Here is a 17,079-nt window from a genome sequence, read left to right on the forward strand (position 1 = left end):
GGTGCAGTGCCATCGTACGTGACCAACGCACACCGATGCCACCGTATTCCCGGCGGCGGACCGGCTACGCGCCCCGCTGCTTCCGCTTCGCCGCCGCGATCGCCCGGTCCGACTCCCGCCGGTCCTGCTTCTCGCGCAGGGTCTGGCGCTTGTCGTACTCCTTCTTGCCTCGCGCGAGCGCGATCTCGGCCTTCGCCCGGCCGTCCCTGAAGTACAGGGCGAGGGGCACGATCGTGTGACCCGTCTCCTGCGCCTTCGACTCCAGCTTGTCGATCTCCTCGCGGTGCAGCAGCAGCTTGCGCTTGCGGCGCGCGGAGTGGTTGGTCCAGCTGCCCTGGTGATACTCCGGGATGTGGGCGTTGTGCAGCCACGCCTCACCCCGGTCGATCTGGACGAAGCCGTCGGTCAGCGAGGTCCGTCCTTCGCGCAGCGACTTGACCTCGGTGCCGGTCAGCACGAGCCCGGCCTCGTAGGTGTCGACGATCGCGTAGTCGTGCCGGGCCTTCTTGTTCTGGGCGACGATCTTGCGCTTGCCGCCCTTCTCGCCGTCCCTGGCCTTCGCGGCCGCCCCGCCCTGCTTGGGCTGGGACTCCTTCGGTACGTACATTCCCTTGCTCATAGTGCCGTCCATTTTCGCACTACGCAGGGGTGTCGGGGCCAGCCCTTAAATCGAGGTCCGGTCGGCCTCTAGTCGGCGTCGCCGAGCCCGCTGAGGATCGTCTCGGCGCGGGTGACGGTGGACTGCTGGTCGGCCTGCTCGACGTCCAGGTCGGGCGTGATGCCCCGGCCGTCGACGCTGCGGCCGGAGGGGGTGCGGTAGTGCCCGACGGTCAGTTCGGCGACGGAGCCGCCGGGCAGCCGGCTCGGCATCTGGACCGAGCCCTTGCCGAAGGTGCGGGAGCCCACGACGACCGCGCGGCCGCGGTCCTGCAGGGCGCCGGTGAGAAGCTCGGCCGCGCTCATCGTCCCGCCGTCGACGAGCGCGACCAGGGGTCTGGTGGTGTCGCCGCCGGAGTCGGCGTGCAGGGCGCGCTGTGCGCCGTCGACGTCGTACGTGGCGACGAGGCCGCCGTCGAGGAAGGCGGAGGCGGCGGTGACGGCCTCGGTGACCAGGCCGCCGGAGTTGCCGCGCAGGTCGAGGATGACTCCGGTGCCGACCGGGGCCTGCCGCACGGCGGTGCGGACGACGTCGCCGGAGCCCTTGGTGAACGCGGCGATCCTGATGACGGTGACACCGTCGGCGAGTTTTCGAACGGTGACCGAATCGGTGGACAGACGGGCCCGGCGCAGGGTCTCGGTCCACGCGCGCGTGCCGCGCTGCAGGCCGAGCTCGACCTCCGTACCGGCGGCCGCGTCGGTGGCGTCGCCGCGCAGTAAGGACACGACCTCGGTGACGGGCTGCCCGTCGACCTTCCGGCCGTCGATGCTACGCAGCCGGTCGCCCTTGCGGATCCCGGCGGTCGCGGCGGGCGACCCGGACTGCACCCTGGTCACCTCGATACGGCCGTCCCGCTCCCGCCGGGCCCACAGGCCGACGCCGGTGTACTGGCCGTCGAGGGCCTCCTCGAACTCCTGGTACTCACCCTCGGAGTAAACGGCGCCCCAGCGGTCCCCGCTGCGGCTGACGGCGCGCTCGGCGGCCTCCATGGGGGACTTGCCGTTCGCCATGGCCTCCTCGGCCGCCCTGGCGACGTCCTCGTGATGACCGGCGGGGACGGCCGAACGGGCGGCTCCGGACACGGATTTCCGGTCCATCTCGGGAAAGGAGCCGGTCGCCGCGGCGGCGACGAGCACGCTCGCGAAGACCAATGTCAGGGCGGCCCCGCGGCGGATGCGACGGGGCTGGCAGAACAGGTCACGACCTGACATGCCGGTGAGTCTAGGACAACGCGAAGGGCCGTACGGCCGGTTGACCGTACGGCCCTCTTGGCATGCGTCACACCTTCAGGTACTTGCGCAGCGCGAAGAACGCGGCCAGCGCGGGCATCAGCAGACTCGTCGCGAGGATGAGCGGCAGCTTGGTCAGCACCGCGTCCCAGCCGATGAAGTTGATCAGGTTCAGCTTCTGCGACAGGGCCAGACCGTGGTCGATGATGAAGTACCGCGCGACCACCAGGAACCCGCAGGCGACCGTCCCGCCGATGAGTCCGGCGACCGCGGCCTCCGCGATGAACGGCGCCTGGATGTAGAACCCGGAGGCGCCGACCAGCCGCATGATCCCGGTCTCACGGCGCCGGCTGAACGCCGAGACGCGCACGGTGTTGACGATCAGCATCAGCGCGACGACGAGCATGAGCGCCATCACGGCCCGCGCGGCCCAGTTCATGCCGTTGAGCAGTCCGAAGAGGTTGTCCAGGATCCCCTTCTGGTCCTGCACGGACTGCACGCCGTCACGCCCGTCGAAGGCGGTCGCGATGACCTGGTACTTCTGCGGGTCCTTCAGCTTGATCCGGTACGACTCCTGCATCTGGTCCGGCGTGAGGGAGCTGGCCAGCGGGGAGTCGCCGAACTGCTCCTTGTAGTGCTTGTACGCCGCGTCCTGGGACTCGTAGGTGATCGTCTGGACGACCGTCATCTTCTTCAGATCGCCGAGGATGTCCTTCTTCTGGTCCTCGGTGACCGCGCCCTTGGCGCAGTTGGGGTCCGACTCGGCGTCGCTCTTGTTGCAGAGGAAGATCGAGACGTTGACCTTGTCGTACCAGTAGCCCTTCATGGTGGTGACCTGGTCACTCATGAGGAGCGACCCACCGAACAGGGCGAGCGACAGGGCGACGGAGACGATGACCGCGAAGGTCATCGTCAGGTTGCGGCGGAGACCGACACCGATCTCGGAGAGTACGAACTGTGCGCGCATGGCGACTGGTTGAGCCTTTCCGTGGACGTGGCGGTCAGTGCTGGTAGCCGTAGACGCCGCGTGCCTGGTCGCGGACGAGGCGGCCCTTCTCCAGCTCGATGACGCGCTTGCGCATCTGGTCCACGATGTTCTGGTCGTGCGTGGCCATCACAACGGTCGTACCGGTCCTGTTGATCCGGTCGAGCAGCTTCATGATGCCGACGGAGGTCTGCGGGTCGAGGTTGCCGGTGGGTTCGTCCGCGATGAGCAGCTTGGGCCGGTTGACGAAGGCGCGCGCGATGGCCACGCGCTGCTGCTCACCACCGGACAACTCGCCGGGCATCCGGTCCTCTTTCCCGCCCAGCCCGACGAGATCGAGCACCTGGGGAACGGACTTGCGGATCTCGCCGCGCGACTTGCCGATGACCTCCTGCGCGAAGGCGACGTTCTCCGCCACCGTCTTGTTGGGCAGGAGCCGGAAGTCCTGGAACACCGTCCCCAGCTGGCGCCGCATCTGCGGCACCTTCCAGTTGGAGAGGCGCGCGAGGTCCTTGCCCAGGACGTGCACCTGACCGTGGCTGCACCGCTCCTCGCGGAGGATGAGCCGCAGGAAGGTGGACTTTCCGGAGCCGGAGGACCCCACGAGGAAGACGAACTCGCCCTTCTCCACTTCCAGGGAGACATCCCTGAGTGCAGGACGGGTCTGCTTGGGGTAGACCTTGGAGACGTTGTCGAATCGGATCACGGATGCACCACGGGTCGCCGGGGGTAGATGAGCGTGACCATACGCGAGTCGGGTGTGCAACCGCAGGCTCCGGCAGGGGTTGCGTACTTGATGTGCGTTTTGTGCACCTCCCTAAGGGGCGCGGGGAACTGCGCGCCCAGCCCCCACCGGCCCGCAGCCGCGTGACAACCCCCACGCACCCCCTGGGAGCGACCCCCGCGCACCCTCCGGAGGAACCTGGCACAGTAGAGAGGGGAACGTTCACCCACCCACGAGCGTTCTCCAGGTGGAACCGTAGGGCTAGGAGGGCGAGCGCATGACGTACGACCGGCTGGTGTGCGCGAACTGCGCGGCGCCCGTGAGCGAGGGCCGGTGCCCCGTGTGCCGTGCGAACCGCGAGCGGCTGCAGCAGGAGAACTTCTTCGCGGGGCTCAACCCCATGGCACTGATCGCCCTGCTGGCGGTGCTGATCGCAGCGGTGGCGCTGCTGGCGCACCAGACCGCATAGGGCGCGTCACACAGGTGCACAGGACGCCCGAGGGGCCCGGAGCGATGCACGCTCCGGGCCCCTCGTCGTACGTCGTCGCACACGCTCCGTGCGCGGACGGCCACCGTCAGGCAGCCGCACCGCCACGGCCGCTCACCAGGCGCGGCAGGATGCGGAAGCCGATACCACCGGCGATCATCGTCGCGGCACCGACCAGCAGGAACGCGGTCTGACCGGCACCGGTCTCGGCGAGCTGCGCACCGCTGCCCTGGGCCGAGGTGTCGGACGAGGAGCCGGTGTCGGTGAGGGCCGAGGAGCCCTCCTCCTGCGCGGAGTCGTTGGAACCGCCGTCGGGGTTGGTGTTGCTGTTGCCCCCGCCGTTGTTCCCGTTGCCGTTGCCGTTCCCATTGCCGCCGCCGTTGCCGTTGCCCGGGTCGGTCGGCGCCGTGGTCGGGTCCGTCGGGTCCTCGGTGGGCTCGGTCGGCTCCTCCGTGGGCTCCGGCGGGTCCGTCGGGTCCTGGGTGGTCGGCGGGTCCGTCGGCAGACCGGTCGGCGCCGGGTCCGTCGGCAGGCCGGTGGGCGGGTCGGTCGGGTCGTCGCCGAGGCCGGTGTCGACGTTCACACCGACGCCGCTGTCGTCCACGCTCACGCCGATGTCCAGCGCGGAAGCGGCACCGGCGGCGGTCAGCGAGGCACCCGCGGCGATCACGGCGCCGGCGGCGAGGCGCGCGACGCGAATCCGCGTCTTCTTCGTCATGTGGTTGCTACCCCCAGTAGCTCATCGTCATTGAGGCGGCGCTCGGGGGCCGTGATCAACGGGGGTGGCTGCGCTGCAAGTTCCCCCGGTTCACATGCGCCCCAGAGATACGCATGCCACGCTTTACCCTTCCCATTTTTCAAAGCAACGTCAAGGCCATTGCGCGCGCAATGTCCACTTGCGTCTCGTTTACCGGGGATTGGAACCTGTGAGTGTGATGTAAAACCCAGACAAACGACAACTGCCGCCCGGTGGGCGGCAGTTGTCATGTCGACAAAGTAACTCCTGTCGGCTACTTCTCCTGCTGCTTGCGCCAGCGAATTCCGGCCTCGAGGAACCCGTCGATCTCGCCGTTGAACACGGCCTCGGGGTTGCCGACTTCGAACTCGGTGCGCAGGTCCTTGACCATCTGGTACGGGTGCAGGACGTACGAACGCATCTGGTTGCCCCAGGAGTTGCCGCCGTCGCCCTTGAGGGCGTCCATCTTGGCCTGCTCCTCCTGGCGGCGCCGCTCGAGCAGCTTGGCCTGGAGGACGTTCATCGCGGTGGCCTTGTTCTGGATCTGCGACCGCTCGTTCTGACAGGAGACGACGATGCCGGTGGGGAGGTGGGTGAGCCGCACCGCGGAGTCGGTGGTGTTCACGCCCTGGCCGCCGGGGCCGGACGACCGGTACACGTCCACCCGCAGCTCGGACTCGTCGATCTCGATGTGATCGGTCTGCTCGACCACGGGGAGCACCTCGACACCCGCGAAGGAGGTCTGGCGCCGCCCCTGGTTGTCGAAGGGCGAGATCCGCACCAGCCGGTGCGTGCCCTGCTCGACGGAGAGAGTCCCGTAGGCGTACGGCACCTGCACGGCGAAGGTGGTCGACTTGATGCCGGCCTCTTCCGCGTACGACGTCTCGATGAGCTCGGTCTTGTAGCCCTTCTGCTCCGCCCAGCGCAGGTACATCCGCTGCAGCTTCTCGGCGAAGTCGGCGGCGTCGACGCCGCCGGCCTCGGCGCGGATGTTGACGAGCGCCTCGCGGGAGTCGTACTCACCGCTCAGGAGCGTACGGACCTCCATCTCGTCCAGCGCCTTCTTGACGGAGGTGAGCTCGGACTCGGCCTCGGCGCGGGTGTCCGGGTCGTCCTCCTCCTCGGCCATCTCGAAGAGCACGGCGAGATCGTCGATCCGCCCGCGCAGTGCCTCGGCCTTCCTGACCTCGGCCTGCAGATGGCTCAGCTTGCTGGTGATCTTCTGCGCCTCGTCCGGGTTGTCCCACAGGGACGGCGCGGCCGCCTGCTCCTCGAGCACGGCGATGTCTGCCCTCAGCCTGTCGAGGTCCAGAACGGCCTCGATCGACTCCATGGTCGAGGAGAGGGACTTGAGCTCTTCGGATACATCGACGACTGCCACGCCCTCCAGCGTAACGGCTCCGCCAAGTAGGGAGCGCCGGGCCGCTGCGCTGGGCTTCGACCCGTCCGGGGGCGGAGCCTCTGGGCGGTCACGGCGACGCCGGTGCCGACTGCTTCGTGTCCTGCGGTGTCGCCCCCGCGTCGTCCCCCGAGGTCGCCAGCCACGTCCCCACGCCGGCCGCCGCCACCAGCAGTACCGCCGCCGCGCCCAGGACCAGCCGGCGCCGGCGCGTCACGGCGCGGTGCCGTGCGGAGCCCGGCCTCGGGGCGCCCGTCGCCCGCGGCACCCGGGCCGTCCCCCGCGCGCCGCCGGCCAGCTCGTCGGGTGCCGGGACCCTCATCGACGTATGGGTGTCGCGGTTGGAGTCGGCCGGCTTCGCCCCCGGTACCAGCGGCACCGCGCCGCGCCGGACCTGCTCGCGGACCGGCGCCGCGGCCTCGCCGGGTGCCGTCTCCGACTCCTCCGCCGGCTCCACGTCCGGCTCGTCCACGTCCAGCGGCGGCATCCCCGCGACCAGCGGCAGCAGCTCCCGCAGCCGTACGCCCAGCTCCGAGGCCCGCAGCCGGGAGGCCGGGGCCTTGGCCAGGCACTGGACGAGGAGCTGCCACAGCTCGTCCGGGATGCCCGGCAGGGGGACCACCGTCTCCGTCACGTGGCGGCGCAGGACCGCGCCCGGGTGGCCGCCGCCGAAGGGTGTGAAGCCCGCCAGCAGCTCGTAGAGGACGGTCGCGAGGGCGTAGATGTCCACCGCCGCGCGCGGGGGCAGGCCCTCCACGATCTCCGGGGCCAGGTAGTCCGGCGTGCCGATGATCTTCGTCGCGCGCGTGCGGCGCGGGGAGTCGATGAGCTTGGCGACCCCGAAGTCGGTCAGCAGGGCAGGGTGCGAGCCGCCGGGGCCGAGCGGTCCCTGCATGTCGAGGAGCACGTTCTCCGGTTTCACGTCGCGGTGCACGACCCCCGCCGCATGCGCGGCGGCGAGACCGTCCGCGACGTCCGCGACTATCGCCACCGCCGCCGCGGGCGCGAGCCGCCGCTCGCGGTCGAGCCGGGTGCGCAGGTCGGTGCCGCGTACTAGGTCCATGACGAGCGCGAGGTCGTTGCCGTCGACCACCAGGTCGCGTACGGAGACGACGTTCGGGTGTTCCAGGCCGAGCAGCGCGGTGCGCTCCTGCACGAAGCGTCCGACGAGTTCCTGGTCGGACGCGAGATCCTCGCGCAGCAGCTTGATGGCGACGGGACCCTCCGGCCCCTCGCCCAGCCACACCGTGCCGGCGCTGCCCCGCCCAAGGATCTGGTTCGCGGTGTACCGGCTGCCGATCTTCCGTGCCAAGACTGCTCCTACCGACGCGTGTTAATCGCTAAAACTACGCGTCCGAGGAGCCAACCTTCACCGCGGAGACGGAAATCACCCGCCAGGTGTCGACAAATCACCAAGCTCGCTGCTCAGTTGCCGCCGCTGCCGCCCAGATCGCCCAGTTTGCCGATCCACCCGCTCACGGTGTTGAACATGTCGGTCAGCTGCTGCCAGTAGCTCTTGGTCGTGCCGATCCACTCCTGGAGCGGGCTCAGCTCCCAGACCAGCCAGCCCGCGACGAACAGGATGACGATCGTGAACAGGCATCCCTTGAGGCAGCCGAGCCCGGGGATCTTCATCGGGTTGGCGCTGCGCTGCCTCGGCTGCCGGGGCTCGCGCGCGGGCTGCTGGGGCTGCTGCGGGGGTGCGTACCGCTGGGGCTGCTGGTGCTGCGGCGGGGCGTACTGCTGGGGCTGTTGCTGCTGCGGATAGCCGTAACCCTGCTGCTGCGGCCGCCGCTGGGGCGGTCGCTGCTGCTGGGGGCGCGGCTGCTGCTGCGGGCGGGCGACCTGCCGCTGGGGGCGGCGGCGCAGCGGGTCCTCGTTAGGGTCGAGGTACTGCTGGACCTGTGTCTGCTCATTGCGGTCGCGGGCGGCGCGCAGCTGGTTCTGCCAGGGGTGCGGCTGCTCGGGCTGCTGCCCCGGCTGTCCCTGCGGCATCGGCGGCATGACCGCGGTCGGGTCGGCCGCCCCGGTGTTCGGGAGTACGGCGGTGGGGTCGGCGGCGCCGACCGGGGGCCTGCCGGTGTGCGGCATGACGTTGGTCGCGGCGTTCGGGTCGTAGCCGCCCGCGCCGTGCGGCAGCACCTGCGTGGGGTCGGCCGAGCCGGGGACCGCGGCCGGGGTCGGGTCGGGGACGAGCAGGGCGCCGACGCTCTCCGCCGCGGCGATCTGCGCGGAGTTGGCGTGCACACCGACGCCCTCGGCGACCACGCGCAGCCCGCGCGCGAGGTTCTCGGCGCTGGGCCGCTCGTCCGGGTTCTTGCGCAGGCAGCGCTCTATGACCGTCCACAGCGGGTCGGGGACCGTCGAGGGGCGGCGCGGCTCGGCGCTGAGGTGCTGGTGCAGGACCTCGAGGGCGGAGCCGCCGCCGAACGGCGGACGGCCGGTGACCAGCTCGTACATCAGGATGCCGGCGCCATAGATGTCGACGGCGGAGGTCTGCGGGCGGCCCTCGGCGGACTCCGGCGCGACGTACGCGGGCGTGCCGACGAATTCATGGGTGCGGGTCAGGCCCGGGGAGTCGGCCAGGCGCGCGATGCCGAAGTCGGTGAGCATCGGGTGCATCTGGCCGCCCTGCTGCGCGAGCAGGACGTTGGCCGGCTTCAGGTCGCGGTGCACGACGCCGTCGGCGTGGCTGGCGGCGAGCGCGTCGGCGATCTGGGCGGTGAGCAGGGCCGCGGCGACGGGCGTGAAGGGGCCGTTCTCGCGCAGGTAGCGGTGCAGGTCGGGGCCATCGACGAGGTCCATGACGAGCGCCAGCAGATCGCCCTCGACGACCAGGTCGCGGACCCGGACGATGTTCGGGTGGGTCAGGCGCAGCAGGACTGAGCGCTCCCTGAGGAAGCGCATCACGATGTCGGCGTCGTTGGCCAGTTCTTCCTTGAGGACCTTGATCGCGACGGTCTCGCCGGGCTGACCGGGCACGGCGGCCTCGGCCCCCGCGGTCTCTCGCTGGCGGGCCCGCCAGACGGTGCCCGTGGCGCCGCGTCCGAGCGGCTCCTCGAGCAGGTACTTGCTGCCTACCGGCCGCACGTCATGTGCTCCCTGCTGCTTGCCTGTGTTTCCGACACACTGTTCCGACCCACTGTAGTGCCGCCGCCCGAAGCGGCCGGCTGTCGTCTTTCTGTGCCTCTTACGTACCGGTTCCCGTACGCGTTCGAAGGAAAGACGCTCGACCCGGTCGGCCGGTTGCCAGGGACCGGACGTGACCGATCTCAAGTGATCGTCGGTGCGCTACTGGTCAGGCACTTTTAGGGGCAGAGGTGACCAATCAAGATCACTTGGGACCGGAGCATGGGCGTGTTGTCAGTGGCAGATGCGAGGATGCATTTCGTACTGGCCGATGTGCTCGTGTGGGGTGGGGTGTTGTCTGTCCGCGCCCGCGCAGAAGGGACCGCTGACGGCGATGCAGATCCGGCTGACCGTCGTAGACCCGCTGGGCCCGCCCGACCGGGCGCGGACCCGCACCGCGAGCTGCGACGTGCTGGTCACGGCGCCCGCCGGTACGGCCCTGGCCGCGGTGGCGTCGGCACTGGCCTCGGCGGTCGCGGGTGACGCGGGTGCGGCCGCCTCCGGCGGCGCGGTGGTGCTGTACGTGGGCGCGGAGCGCCTGGACGACCGGCGCTGCACCCTGGGCGAGCCCCCGCTGATCGACGGCGCCGTGCTCTCGCTGGGCGCCCCGGCCGAGCCCGAGCCCCACCCGGAGCTGGACGACGCCCCGACCCAACTGCAGGTGATCGCGGGCCCGGACGCGGGCGGCGTCCACCTTCTGCACGGCGGCGAGATCCGCATCGGCCGCTCCGCCGACGCCGAGGTCCCGCTCGACGACCCGGACGTCTCCCGTCTGCACTGCGCGGTGACGGTGACCGCCGACGGCCAGGTCTCGGTCGCCGACCTGGACTCCACGAACGGCACGACCCTGGACGGCACCCGCCTCGGCAAGCGCCCGGTGCGCTTCGCCCCTGGGGCGCTGCTGCGGATCGGCGAGTCGGCCCTGCGGATCGCCCCCGCCGGAGGACCGGGAGCCCGGGTGGCGACCGCTCCGGACGGTGAGGGGCATGTCCGGGTGACCTCCGGCGGCGAGCGTGCGGCTACGGCCCCCACGAGCGGCGCCACGACGCCGGAGCCGACGTCCCACGCGCGCGTGGCCGACGGCGGCGACAGCACCGCCACACCCTCGCGCGGCGTGCCGGCCGCCCAGGGACACGGCTCCGCGGAAGCGCCGCTGGTGCCCGAGCAGGGCGGCGCGCCACGGATCGAGAGCAGCGTCACAGGAGCGTCCGGAGCGAGCGGCGACACACACGCGGGCCACTTCGGCGCGGTCGTATGGGACACGTCCGCACCGGACGACACGGACGCCCCTGGAACGGGTCGGCGCAAGGGAACCCCGCTGCGCGGCACCGACGTACCACCGGGCCTGCGCAGGCGCGGGGGTCTCACAGCATGGGCACGGCGGCTGGCCGGCGGGCGCGGCGATCAGGCCACGACCGAGCAGGACGCGTACGACGAGGACGACGCCCCCGAGGCGACGGCGGGGCCCGCCCCGCTCACCGGCCCCCAGCTCCCGGAGACCTGGCCGGACCTGGCCACGCTGCTCCTGACCGCGCTCGGACCGGGCCCGCGGCTGTGGGAGCGCGGACCGGGCCACCCGGAGGCGCTCACGGTCCGGCTCGGCACGGCCGACCGGGCGGCGCCCGACGGCTCCGGGCTGCTGCCCGCGGTGCCGGTCACCGCGGACCTGCGCGAGGCCGGGGCACTCGGCCTGGCCGGCCCCCGCACCCGTCTGTCCGGGCTGGCCCGCGCGGTGATGGCCCAGCTCGCGGCCCTGCACTCCCCCGATGCCCTGGAGATGGTCCTGATCACCGCGGACCGCTCCCGCCCCCTGGAGGAGCGCACCGCGGAGTGGTCCTGGCTGGGCTGGCTCCCCCATCTGCGCCCGGGCCACGGCCAGGACTGCCGCCTCCTGCTCGCCTACGACCGCGAACAGGCCACGGCCCGTACGGACGAACTGCTGCGGCGCCTGGAGGACCACCAGGCGGACACAAGGAGCGGAACGCGACCGGCGCCGATGTCCACGGGCCGGCCCCAGGCCCGAGCCGCCACCCGCCGGCCCTCCTGGGCCCGTGCCGACGACGGCACGGAGGAGACGGACGGCTTCGCCGGGCCGTACACCGTGGTCGTCGTCGACGGCGACCCCGGAGGCGCGGACGTGCGCAAGGCGGTGGCGCGGCTGGCGCTGGAGGGACCGCGGGCCGGGATACACGTCGTGTGCCTCGCCGAGACGGCATCCGCCTCGCCCGCGTCGCCGGTGACGGAGACGTACGAGGCGGCGTGCGCGGTGGCCCCGGCGTTCCGGGAGTGCGGCGCGGTCGCCCTGCTGAGCGGCGACGTGGCGACGGCGCTGCGGCTGATGCGGGTGGCGCGGGCGAGGACGTCCGAGGACGGGGCCGCGGGCCAGTTGCCGGGGACGGCGGACCCGGCCCGCCCCACGGGACCTGGTGGACCCGCAGGACCTGCGGAACCGACCGACACGCACACCACGCGCACCACCCCCATCCCCGCAACAACACCCACGGCTGGTCCGAGCGCAGCCGCACCGTCCCCGCACGCCGGCCCCATAGGCCCCGGCACCGTGGCCGCGGTGGACGCCGTCTCCCTGCCCTGGGCCGAGCGGTTCGCGCGGGCGCTGGCGCCACTGCGGGTGGACGGTGCCACCGGTGAACGGCACGCGCGCGTGTCCGCGCCGTTGCCCCAAGCCGCAAGGCTGCTGGACGAGTTGGGGCTCGCGAGGGCCACCCCGGCGTCGCTGATGGCACGCTGGGCGGACGCGGCGGACGACACACAGTCGCTCGGCGGCCGGGCCTGGGCCGTGCTCGGGGCGGGCCCGCGCGGCCCGGTCTGCGCGGACCTCGCTGCCGACGGACCGCACCTGCTGATCGAGGGCCCCGCGGGCAGCGGACGTACGGAGCTGCTGCGGGCCGTGGTCGCCTCGCTGGCCGCGGCCGAGCGCCCCGACCGGCTGGGCATCGTCCTGATGGACGGCCGGGACAGCGTGGGCGCTGGGGGAGGCGGACACGGCGAGGGGCTGCGCGTCTGTACGGACGTCCCGCATGTGACGACCCATCTCACCGCCAACGACCCCGTCCGTATGCGGGAGTTCGCCCAGTCCCTGAGCGCCGAGCTGAAGCGGCGGGCCGAGCTGCTGGGCCGCTCCGTGTTCACCGAGTGGCACACGGGCCGGGAGCTGTCGGGCCGCATCGTGTCCCAGCGAGCGACCGGAGCGACCGGTACGGGCGACCTGGACACCCCGCCCAGCTCGACGATGCGGCTGCGTCCGGGGACGGCGCGCCGCCAGACGGAGGCGGCACCGCCGCTGCCCCGCCTCGTCGTGGTGGTGGACGACCTGGACGCCCTGGTCTCCCCCGCGCTCGGTTCACCCGGCCGGCCCGCGGCGGGTTCCGTCATGCGGGCGCTGGAGGCGGTGGCCCGCGAGGGCGAGCGACTCGGCGTCCACCTGGTGGCCGCGACCACCCCGGGCGGCCGTACGGCGGACACCGAACCGGCCCGGGCGGCGACCCTCCGGGCCACCCTCGAAGCCCCCGGCACCGCCCCGGACGACCCCGCCCCGGGCCGCGGCCGCCTGACCTGGTCCGACGGCCGGACAACCCCCTTCCAGGGCGGCCGCGTCACGGGCCGCATCCCCCGCACGGCGACACTGCGCCCCACGGTCGTCCCCCTGGACTGGCAACGGATGGGCGACCCCCCGACCCGCCGCCCGGTCCGCGAACTGGGCAACGGCCCGACGGACTTGGCCCTGCTGGCCAGTGCGCTGGAAAGGGCGGCACGGGAGGTCTCGGCGACGGAGGTCCCTTCGCTCCTGTAGGTCCGCACCCCTCGTGCGGCTCCTCATACGACGCCTGGTCACGAGGGGGTCACGATCCCCCGGTTGACACAGGACGCACACTTGCCGACCCCACCCCACGGGCGTAGACCAGATCACACGGGACAGCGCTCGACGTTCGACGAAGATCGAAGAACGGGGCAGTGATGCGCAGCACGAGCAGCAACAACCGGACACGCAGGGCCGCCAAGTCCGCAGCCGCCCTCCTCGCGGGAGCGCTGGCGCTGGCGCTCACCGGATGCGGCGGCAGCGACAACAAGGACAACGGCGGAGGAGGCGGCAGCTCGGAGAACGCGAGCACCGTCAAGCTCCCCAAGCTCAACGGCCAGACCCTCGAGGTCGCCGCCGTCTGGACGGGGCCCGAGCAGGAGAACTTCCAGAAGGTCCTGGACGAGTTCAAGAAGCGCACCGGCGCCAAGGTCAACTTCGTGCCGACGGGCAACAACACCTCCACCTTCCTCGGTACCAAGATCGAGGGCGGCAAGCCGCCGGACGTCGCGTTCCTGCCCCAGGTCGGCGTGCTCCACCAGTTCGCGGACAAGGGCTGGCTCAAGCCGCTCGGCGCGGACGCCAAGGCCCAGCTGGACAAGAACTTCTCCAAGGGCTGGGTGGACCTGGGCGCCTGGAAGGGCAAGCAGTACGGCGTCTACGCCAAGGCCGCCAACAAGTCCCTGGTCTGGTACAACACCGCGGCCTTCGACGCGGCCGGCATCAAGACCACGCCGAAGACCTGGAAGGACTTCCTCGCCACCGCACAGACGCTGTCGGACGCCGGCTCCCCCGCCGTCTCGATCGGCGGCGCGGACGGCTGGACCCTCACCGACTGGTTCGAGAACGTCTACCTCTCGCAGGCGGGCCCCGACAAGTACGACCAGCTGGCCGCGCACAAGATCAAGTGGACGGACCCGTCCGTCACCAAGGCGCTCACCACACTCGCCCAGCTGTGGGGCAAGAACGACCTGATCGCGGGCGGCACCAAGGGCGCGCTGAACACGGAGTTCCCGAAGTCGGTCACCCAGACCTTCTCCGGCACCAACCCGGCCGCGATGGTCTTCGAGGGCGACTTCGTCACGGCGAACATCAACGCCGACACCAAGGCGAAGCTCGGCACGGACGCCAAGGTCTTCCCGTTCCCCTCGACCGGCACCCAGTCGCCCGTGGTGAGCGGCGGTGACGTGGCCGTGGCGCTGAAGGACGGCAAGGGCGCCCAGGCGCTGCTGACGTTCCTGGCCTCGACGGACGCGGCCGAGATCTGGGCGGCGCAGGGCGGGTTCATCTCCCCGAGCAAGGCGATGGACGAGAGCAAGTACAAGGACGCCATCACCCGCACGATCGCCAAGGCGCTGATCGCGGCCGGTGACAACTTCCGCTTCGACATGTCCGACCAGGCCCCGGCGGCCTTCGGCGGCACGGCCGGCACCGGCGAGTGGAAGGACCTGCAGGACTTCCTGAGCAACCCGAAGAACATCGCCGGCACCCAGCAGAAGCTGGAGGCCGACGCGGCCAAGGCGTACGGCTCGAGCTGACGGGCCGGTCATGACGTCAGTGGCGAAATCGGCAGGGGGCGCCGGCGCACTGCCGACGCCCCAGGTCGAACCGCGCAAGAGCATCACGGGGACGCGGCTGTGGGTGGCGGTGCTGTTCCTGCTGCCCGCGTTCGTGCTCCTCGGGGCGCTCGTGGTCTACCCGATCGGGTACTCGGTCTGGCGGAGCCTCTACGACGCCGATGGCTCGGGCTTCGTCGGGATGGACAACTACCACGACATCTTCACCGACGACGCCACGCTGACCGCCGTACGCAACACCGCGATCTGGGTGGCGGTGGCGCCCGCCGTGGTCACCGTGCTCGGTTTGATCTTCGCGGTGCTGACCGAACGGGTGCGCTGGGGAACGGCGTTCAAGCTGATCGTCTTCATGCCGATGGCGATCTCGATGCTCGCCGCGGGCATCATCTTCCGGCTGGTCTACGAACAGGACCCGGAGCTGGGCGCCGCCAACGCGGTCGCCAAGTCGATCCACGACACGTTCGTGTCGTCCTCGGTCTATCCGGGTGCACGGCCGAACGCGACGGCCAGTGACCTCAAGGCCTCCGGCGGCGGCTCGTTCACGACGACCGGCACCGTGCACGCGGGCACCCCGGCCCTGCTCCCCCTGGTCGGCATCGCGCCCGACAAGCTTCCCGGCACCCCGGAGAACGCGAAGCCGGCGAGCGGTTCCGGGATCACCGGCACCGTCTGGCTGGACTTCAAGCTCGGCGGCGGCGGAACCAAGGGCAAGGTCGACCCCGGTGAGAAGGCGCTGAAGGACGTGAAGGTGGAGGCCGTGAAGGGCGGCAAGGTGGTCGCCTCCGCCAAGAGCGGCGCCGACGGCGTCTTCACGCTGCCCGCGTCGGCCGACGGGGCCCAACTACGGCTGCCCGCCTCGAACTTCTCGGCGCCGTACAACGGCATCGACTGGCTCGGCCCGACGCTGGTGACGCCCGCGATCATCGGCGCGTACGTGTGGATGTGGGCGGGCTTCGCGATGGTGCTCATCGCGGCGGGCCTTGCGGGCGTGGACCGCAACCTCCTGGAGGCGGCCCGCGTGGACGGCGCCAACGAGTGGCAGGTGTTCCGAAGGGTCACCGTGCCGCTGCTCGCCCCGGTCCTGGTCGTCGTCCTCGTCACGCTGATGATCAACGTGATGAAGATCTTCGACCTGGTCTACATCATCGCCCCGCAGCCCAGTCAGGACGACGCCAACGTCCTTGCCCTGCAGCTGTTCCTGTCGTCCTTCGGCGGCGGCGGCAACGAGGGCGTCGGCAGTGCGATCGGCGTGATCCTGCTGCTGCTGGTGCTGCCGGTGATGTGGGTCAACATCCGCCGTCTGCGAAGGGAGCGTCAGCGGTGACCACCCTCGACACGACCGTGCGCGCCAAGCGCTCCTTCGCCGCCAGGGTGGCGAGCGGGGCGGGCGGCGGGGTCCTGCGCGTCTTCCTGATCCTGGTCGCGGTGTTCTGGCTGGTGCCGACCTTCGGCCTGCTGGTCTCCTCCTTCCGCGACCCGACGGACATCGCCTCCTCGGGCTGGTGGAAGGCGTTCACCGCGCCGAGCCAGCTGACCGCCAAGAGCTACAAGTCGCTCCTCGAGAACGACACGATCACCCACTCGCTGTTCAACACCATCTGGATCACGGTCCCGGCCACCCTGCTGGTGGTGTTCATCGGCGCGATGGCCGGATATGCCTTCGCCTGGATGGACTTCAAGGGCCGCGACTGGTGGTTCCTGGTCGTGGTCGCGCTGCTCGTCGTGCCCGTCCAGGTCGCCCTGATCCCGCTCGCCGATCTCTTCGGCAAGATCGGGATCTTCGGCGACATCATCGGCGTGGTCCTCTTCCACGTCGGCTTCGGACTGCCGTTCGCCATCTTCCTGTTGCGCAACTTCTTCGCGGAGATCCCCCGTGAACTCCTGGAGGCGGCACGGCTGGACGGCGCCGGCGAGACCCGCCTGTTCCTCACCGTCGTACTCCCGCTGGGCGCACCGGCGATCGCCTCGCTGGGCATCTTCCAGTTCCTGTGGGTGTGGAACGACATGCTGGTCGCGCTGGTGTTCTCGGACTCGTCGTCGCAGCCGCTGACGGTCGCACTGCAGCAGCAGGTCCGGCAGTTCGGCAACAACATCGACGTCCTGGCGCCCGGCGCGTTCATCTCGATGGTGATCCCGCTGGCCGTGTTCTTCGCGTTCCAGCGGCAGTTCGTGTCCGGTGTGATGGCGGGCGCGGTGAAGTAGCCGCCGGGCCTGTACGACAACCGGCTTGAGGGGGCGGGACGTTACGGTCCCGCCCCCTTCCGTTCACCCAAGATCCCCCGTATGCCGCACGCGGCGTAACCAAGTCACTCCATCGGCCGTTCCCGGGCAAGGCCCT

At 71.2% G+C, this 17,079-nt stretch carries 13 protein-coding genes; 5 read left to right on the forward strand and 8 right to left on the reverse strand.

Features of this window, described 5'->3' with window-relative positions; all coding sequences use genetic code 11:
- Positions 1–64 precede the first annotated feature (64 nt).
- The 4 genes from smpB to ftsE all read right to left on the reverse strand — a co-directional run bounded on the left by smpB (position 65) and on the right by ftsE (position 3,578).
- On the reverse strand, positions 65–607 hold the full coding sequence (smpB, locus tag ACFY1L_RS48500; protein WP_030943448.1) for an SsrA-binding protein SmpB: 543 nt from the start codon (positions 605–607) through the stop codon (positions 65–67).
- A gap of 80 nt (positions 608–687) precedes the next feature.
- Complete coding sequence (locus tag ACFY1L_RS48505) at positions 688–1,869, reverse strand: S41 family peptidase (protein ID WP_388840794.1); 1,182 nt, start codon at positions 1,867–1,869, stop codon at positions 688–690.
- Between the two features lie 67 nt (positions 1,870–1,936).
- Positions 1,937–2,854, reverse strand: coding sequence for a permease-like cell division protein FtsX (ftsX, locus tag ACFY1L_RS48510; RefSeq protein WP_388840795.1), 918 nt, complete (start codon positions 2,852–2,854; stop codon positions 1,937–1,939).
- Between the two features lie 34 nt (positions 2,855–2,888).
- Positions 2,889–3,578 (reverse strand): cell division ATP-binding protein FtsE, encoded by a 690-nt coding sequence (ftsE, locus tag ACFY1L_RS48515; RefSeq protein WP_004000799.1) that lies wholly within the window; start codon positions 3,576–3,578, stop codon positions 2,889–2,891.
- A 295-nt stretch (positions 3,579–3,873) separates the two neighbouring features.
- On the opposite strand from ftsE, the gene ACFY1L_RS48520 reads away from it, so the two are divergent.
- Positions 3,874–4,065 (forward strand): hypothetical protein, encoded by a 192-nt coding sequence (locus ACFY1L_RS48520; RefSeq protein ID WP_016438128.1) that lies wholly within the window; start codon positions 3,874–3,876, stop codon positions 4,063–4,065.
- Between the two features lie 106 nt (positions 4,066–4,171).
- On the opposite strand, the gene ACFY1L_RS48525 is transcribed toward ACFY1L_RS48520, so the two are convergent.
- The 4 genes from ACFY1L_RS48525 to ACFY1L_RS48540 all read right to left on the reverse strand — a co-directional run bounded on the left by ACFY1L_RS48525 (position 4,172) and on the right by ACFY1L_RS48540 (position 9,308).
- Positions 4,172–4,801, reverse strand: coding sequence for a hypothetical protein (locus tag ACFY1L_RS48525; protein WP_388840799.1), 630 nt, complete (start codon positions 4,799–4,801; stop codon positions 4,172–4,174).
- A 292-nt stretch (positions 4,802–5,093) separates the two neighbouring features.
- The gene (prfB, locus tag ACFY1L_RS48530) at positions 5,094–6,200 is read right to left on the reverse strand and encodes a peptide chain release factor 2 (protein ID WP_388840801.1); all 1,107 of its coding nucleotides are present in this window, start codon (positions 6,198–6,200) and stop codon (positions 5,094–5,096) included.
- Positions 6,201–6,288: 88 nt separating this feature from the next.
- On the reverse strand, positions 6,289–7,530 hold the full coding sequence (locus ACFY1L_RS48535; RefSeq protein ID WP_388840804.1) for a serine/threonine-protein kinase: 1,242 nt from the start codon (positions 7,528–7,530) through the stop codon (positions 6,289–6,291).
- 113 nt (positions 7,531–7,643) lie between these two features.
- Positions 7,644–9,308, reverse strand: coding sequence for a serine/threonine-protein kinase (locus ACFY1L_RS48540; RefSeq protein WP_388840807.1), 1,665 nt, complete (start codon positions 9,306–9,308; stop codon positions 7,644–7,646).
- Between the two features lie 373 nt (positions 9,309–9,681).
- Between ACFY1L_RS48540 and ACFY1L_RS48545 the strand changes: the two genes are divergently transcribed.
- From ACFY1L_RS48545 to ACFY1L_RS48560, 4 genes are all read left to right on the forward strand, one after another.
- Positions 9,682–13,158 (forward strand): FHA domain-containing protein, encoded by a 3,477-nt coding sequence (locus tag ACFY1L_RS48545; RefSeq protein WP_388840810.1) that lies wholly within the window; start codon positions 9,682–9,684, stop codon positions 13,156–13,158.
- 164 nt (positions 13,159–13,322) lie between these two features.
- Positions 13,323–14,702 carry an ABC transporter substrate-binding protein gene (locus ACFY1L_RS48550; RefSeq protein WP_388840813.1) on the forward strand — a complete coding sequence of 460 codons (1,380 nt, stop codon included), beginning with the start codon at positions 13,323–13,325 and terminating at the stop codon, positions 14,700–14,702.
- A gap of 10 nt (positions 14,703–14,712) precedes the next feature.
- Positions 14,713–16,065 carry a carbohydrate ABC transporter permease gene (locus ACFY1L_RS48555; RefSeq protein WP_388840817.1) on the forward strand — a complete coding sequence of 451 codons (1,353 nt, stop codon included), beginning with the start codon at positions 14,713–14,715 and terminating at the stop codon, positions 16,063–16,065.
- Positions 16,062–16,943, forward strand: a complete 882-nt coding sequence (locus ACFY1L_RS48560; protein ID WP_388840820.1) for a carbohydrate ABC transporter permease — start codon at positions 16,062–16,064, stop codon at positions 16,941–16,943. The genes ACFY1L_RS48555 and ACFY1L_RS48560 overlap by 4 nt, the downstream gene beginning before the upstream one ends.
- Positions 16,944–17,079: the final 136 nt, after the last annotated feature.

It is taken from the genome of Streptomyces sp. NPDC001663 (assembly GCF_042893105.1).
Lineage (GTDB): Bacteria > Actinomycetota > Actinomycetes > Streptomycetales > Streptomycetaceae > Streptomyces.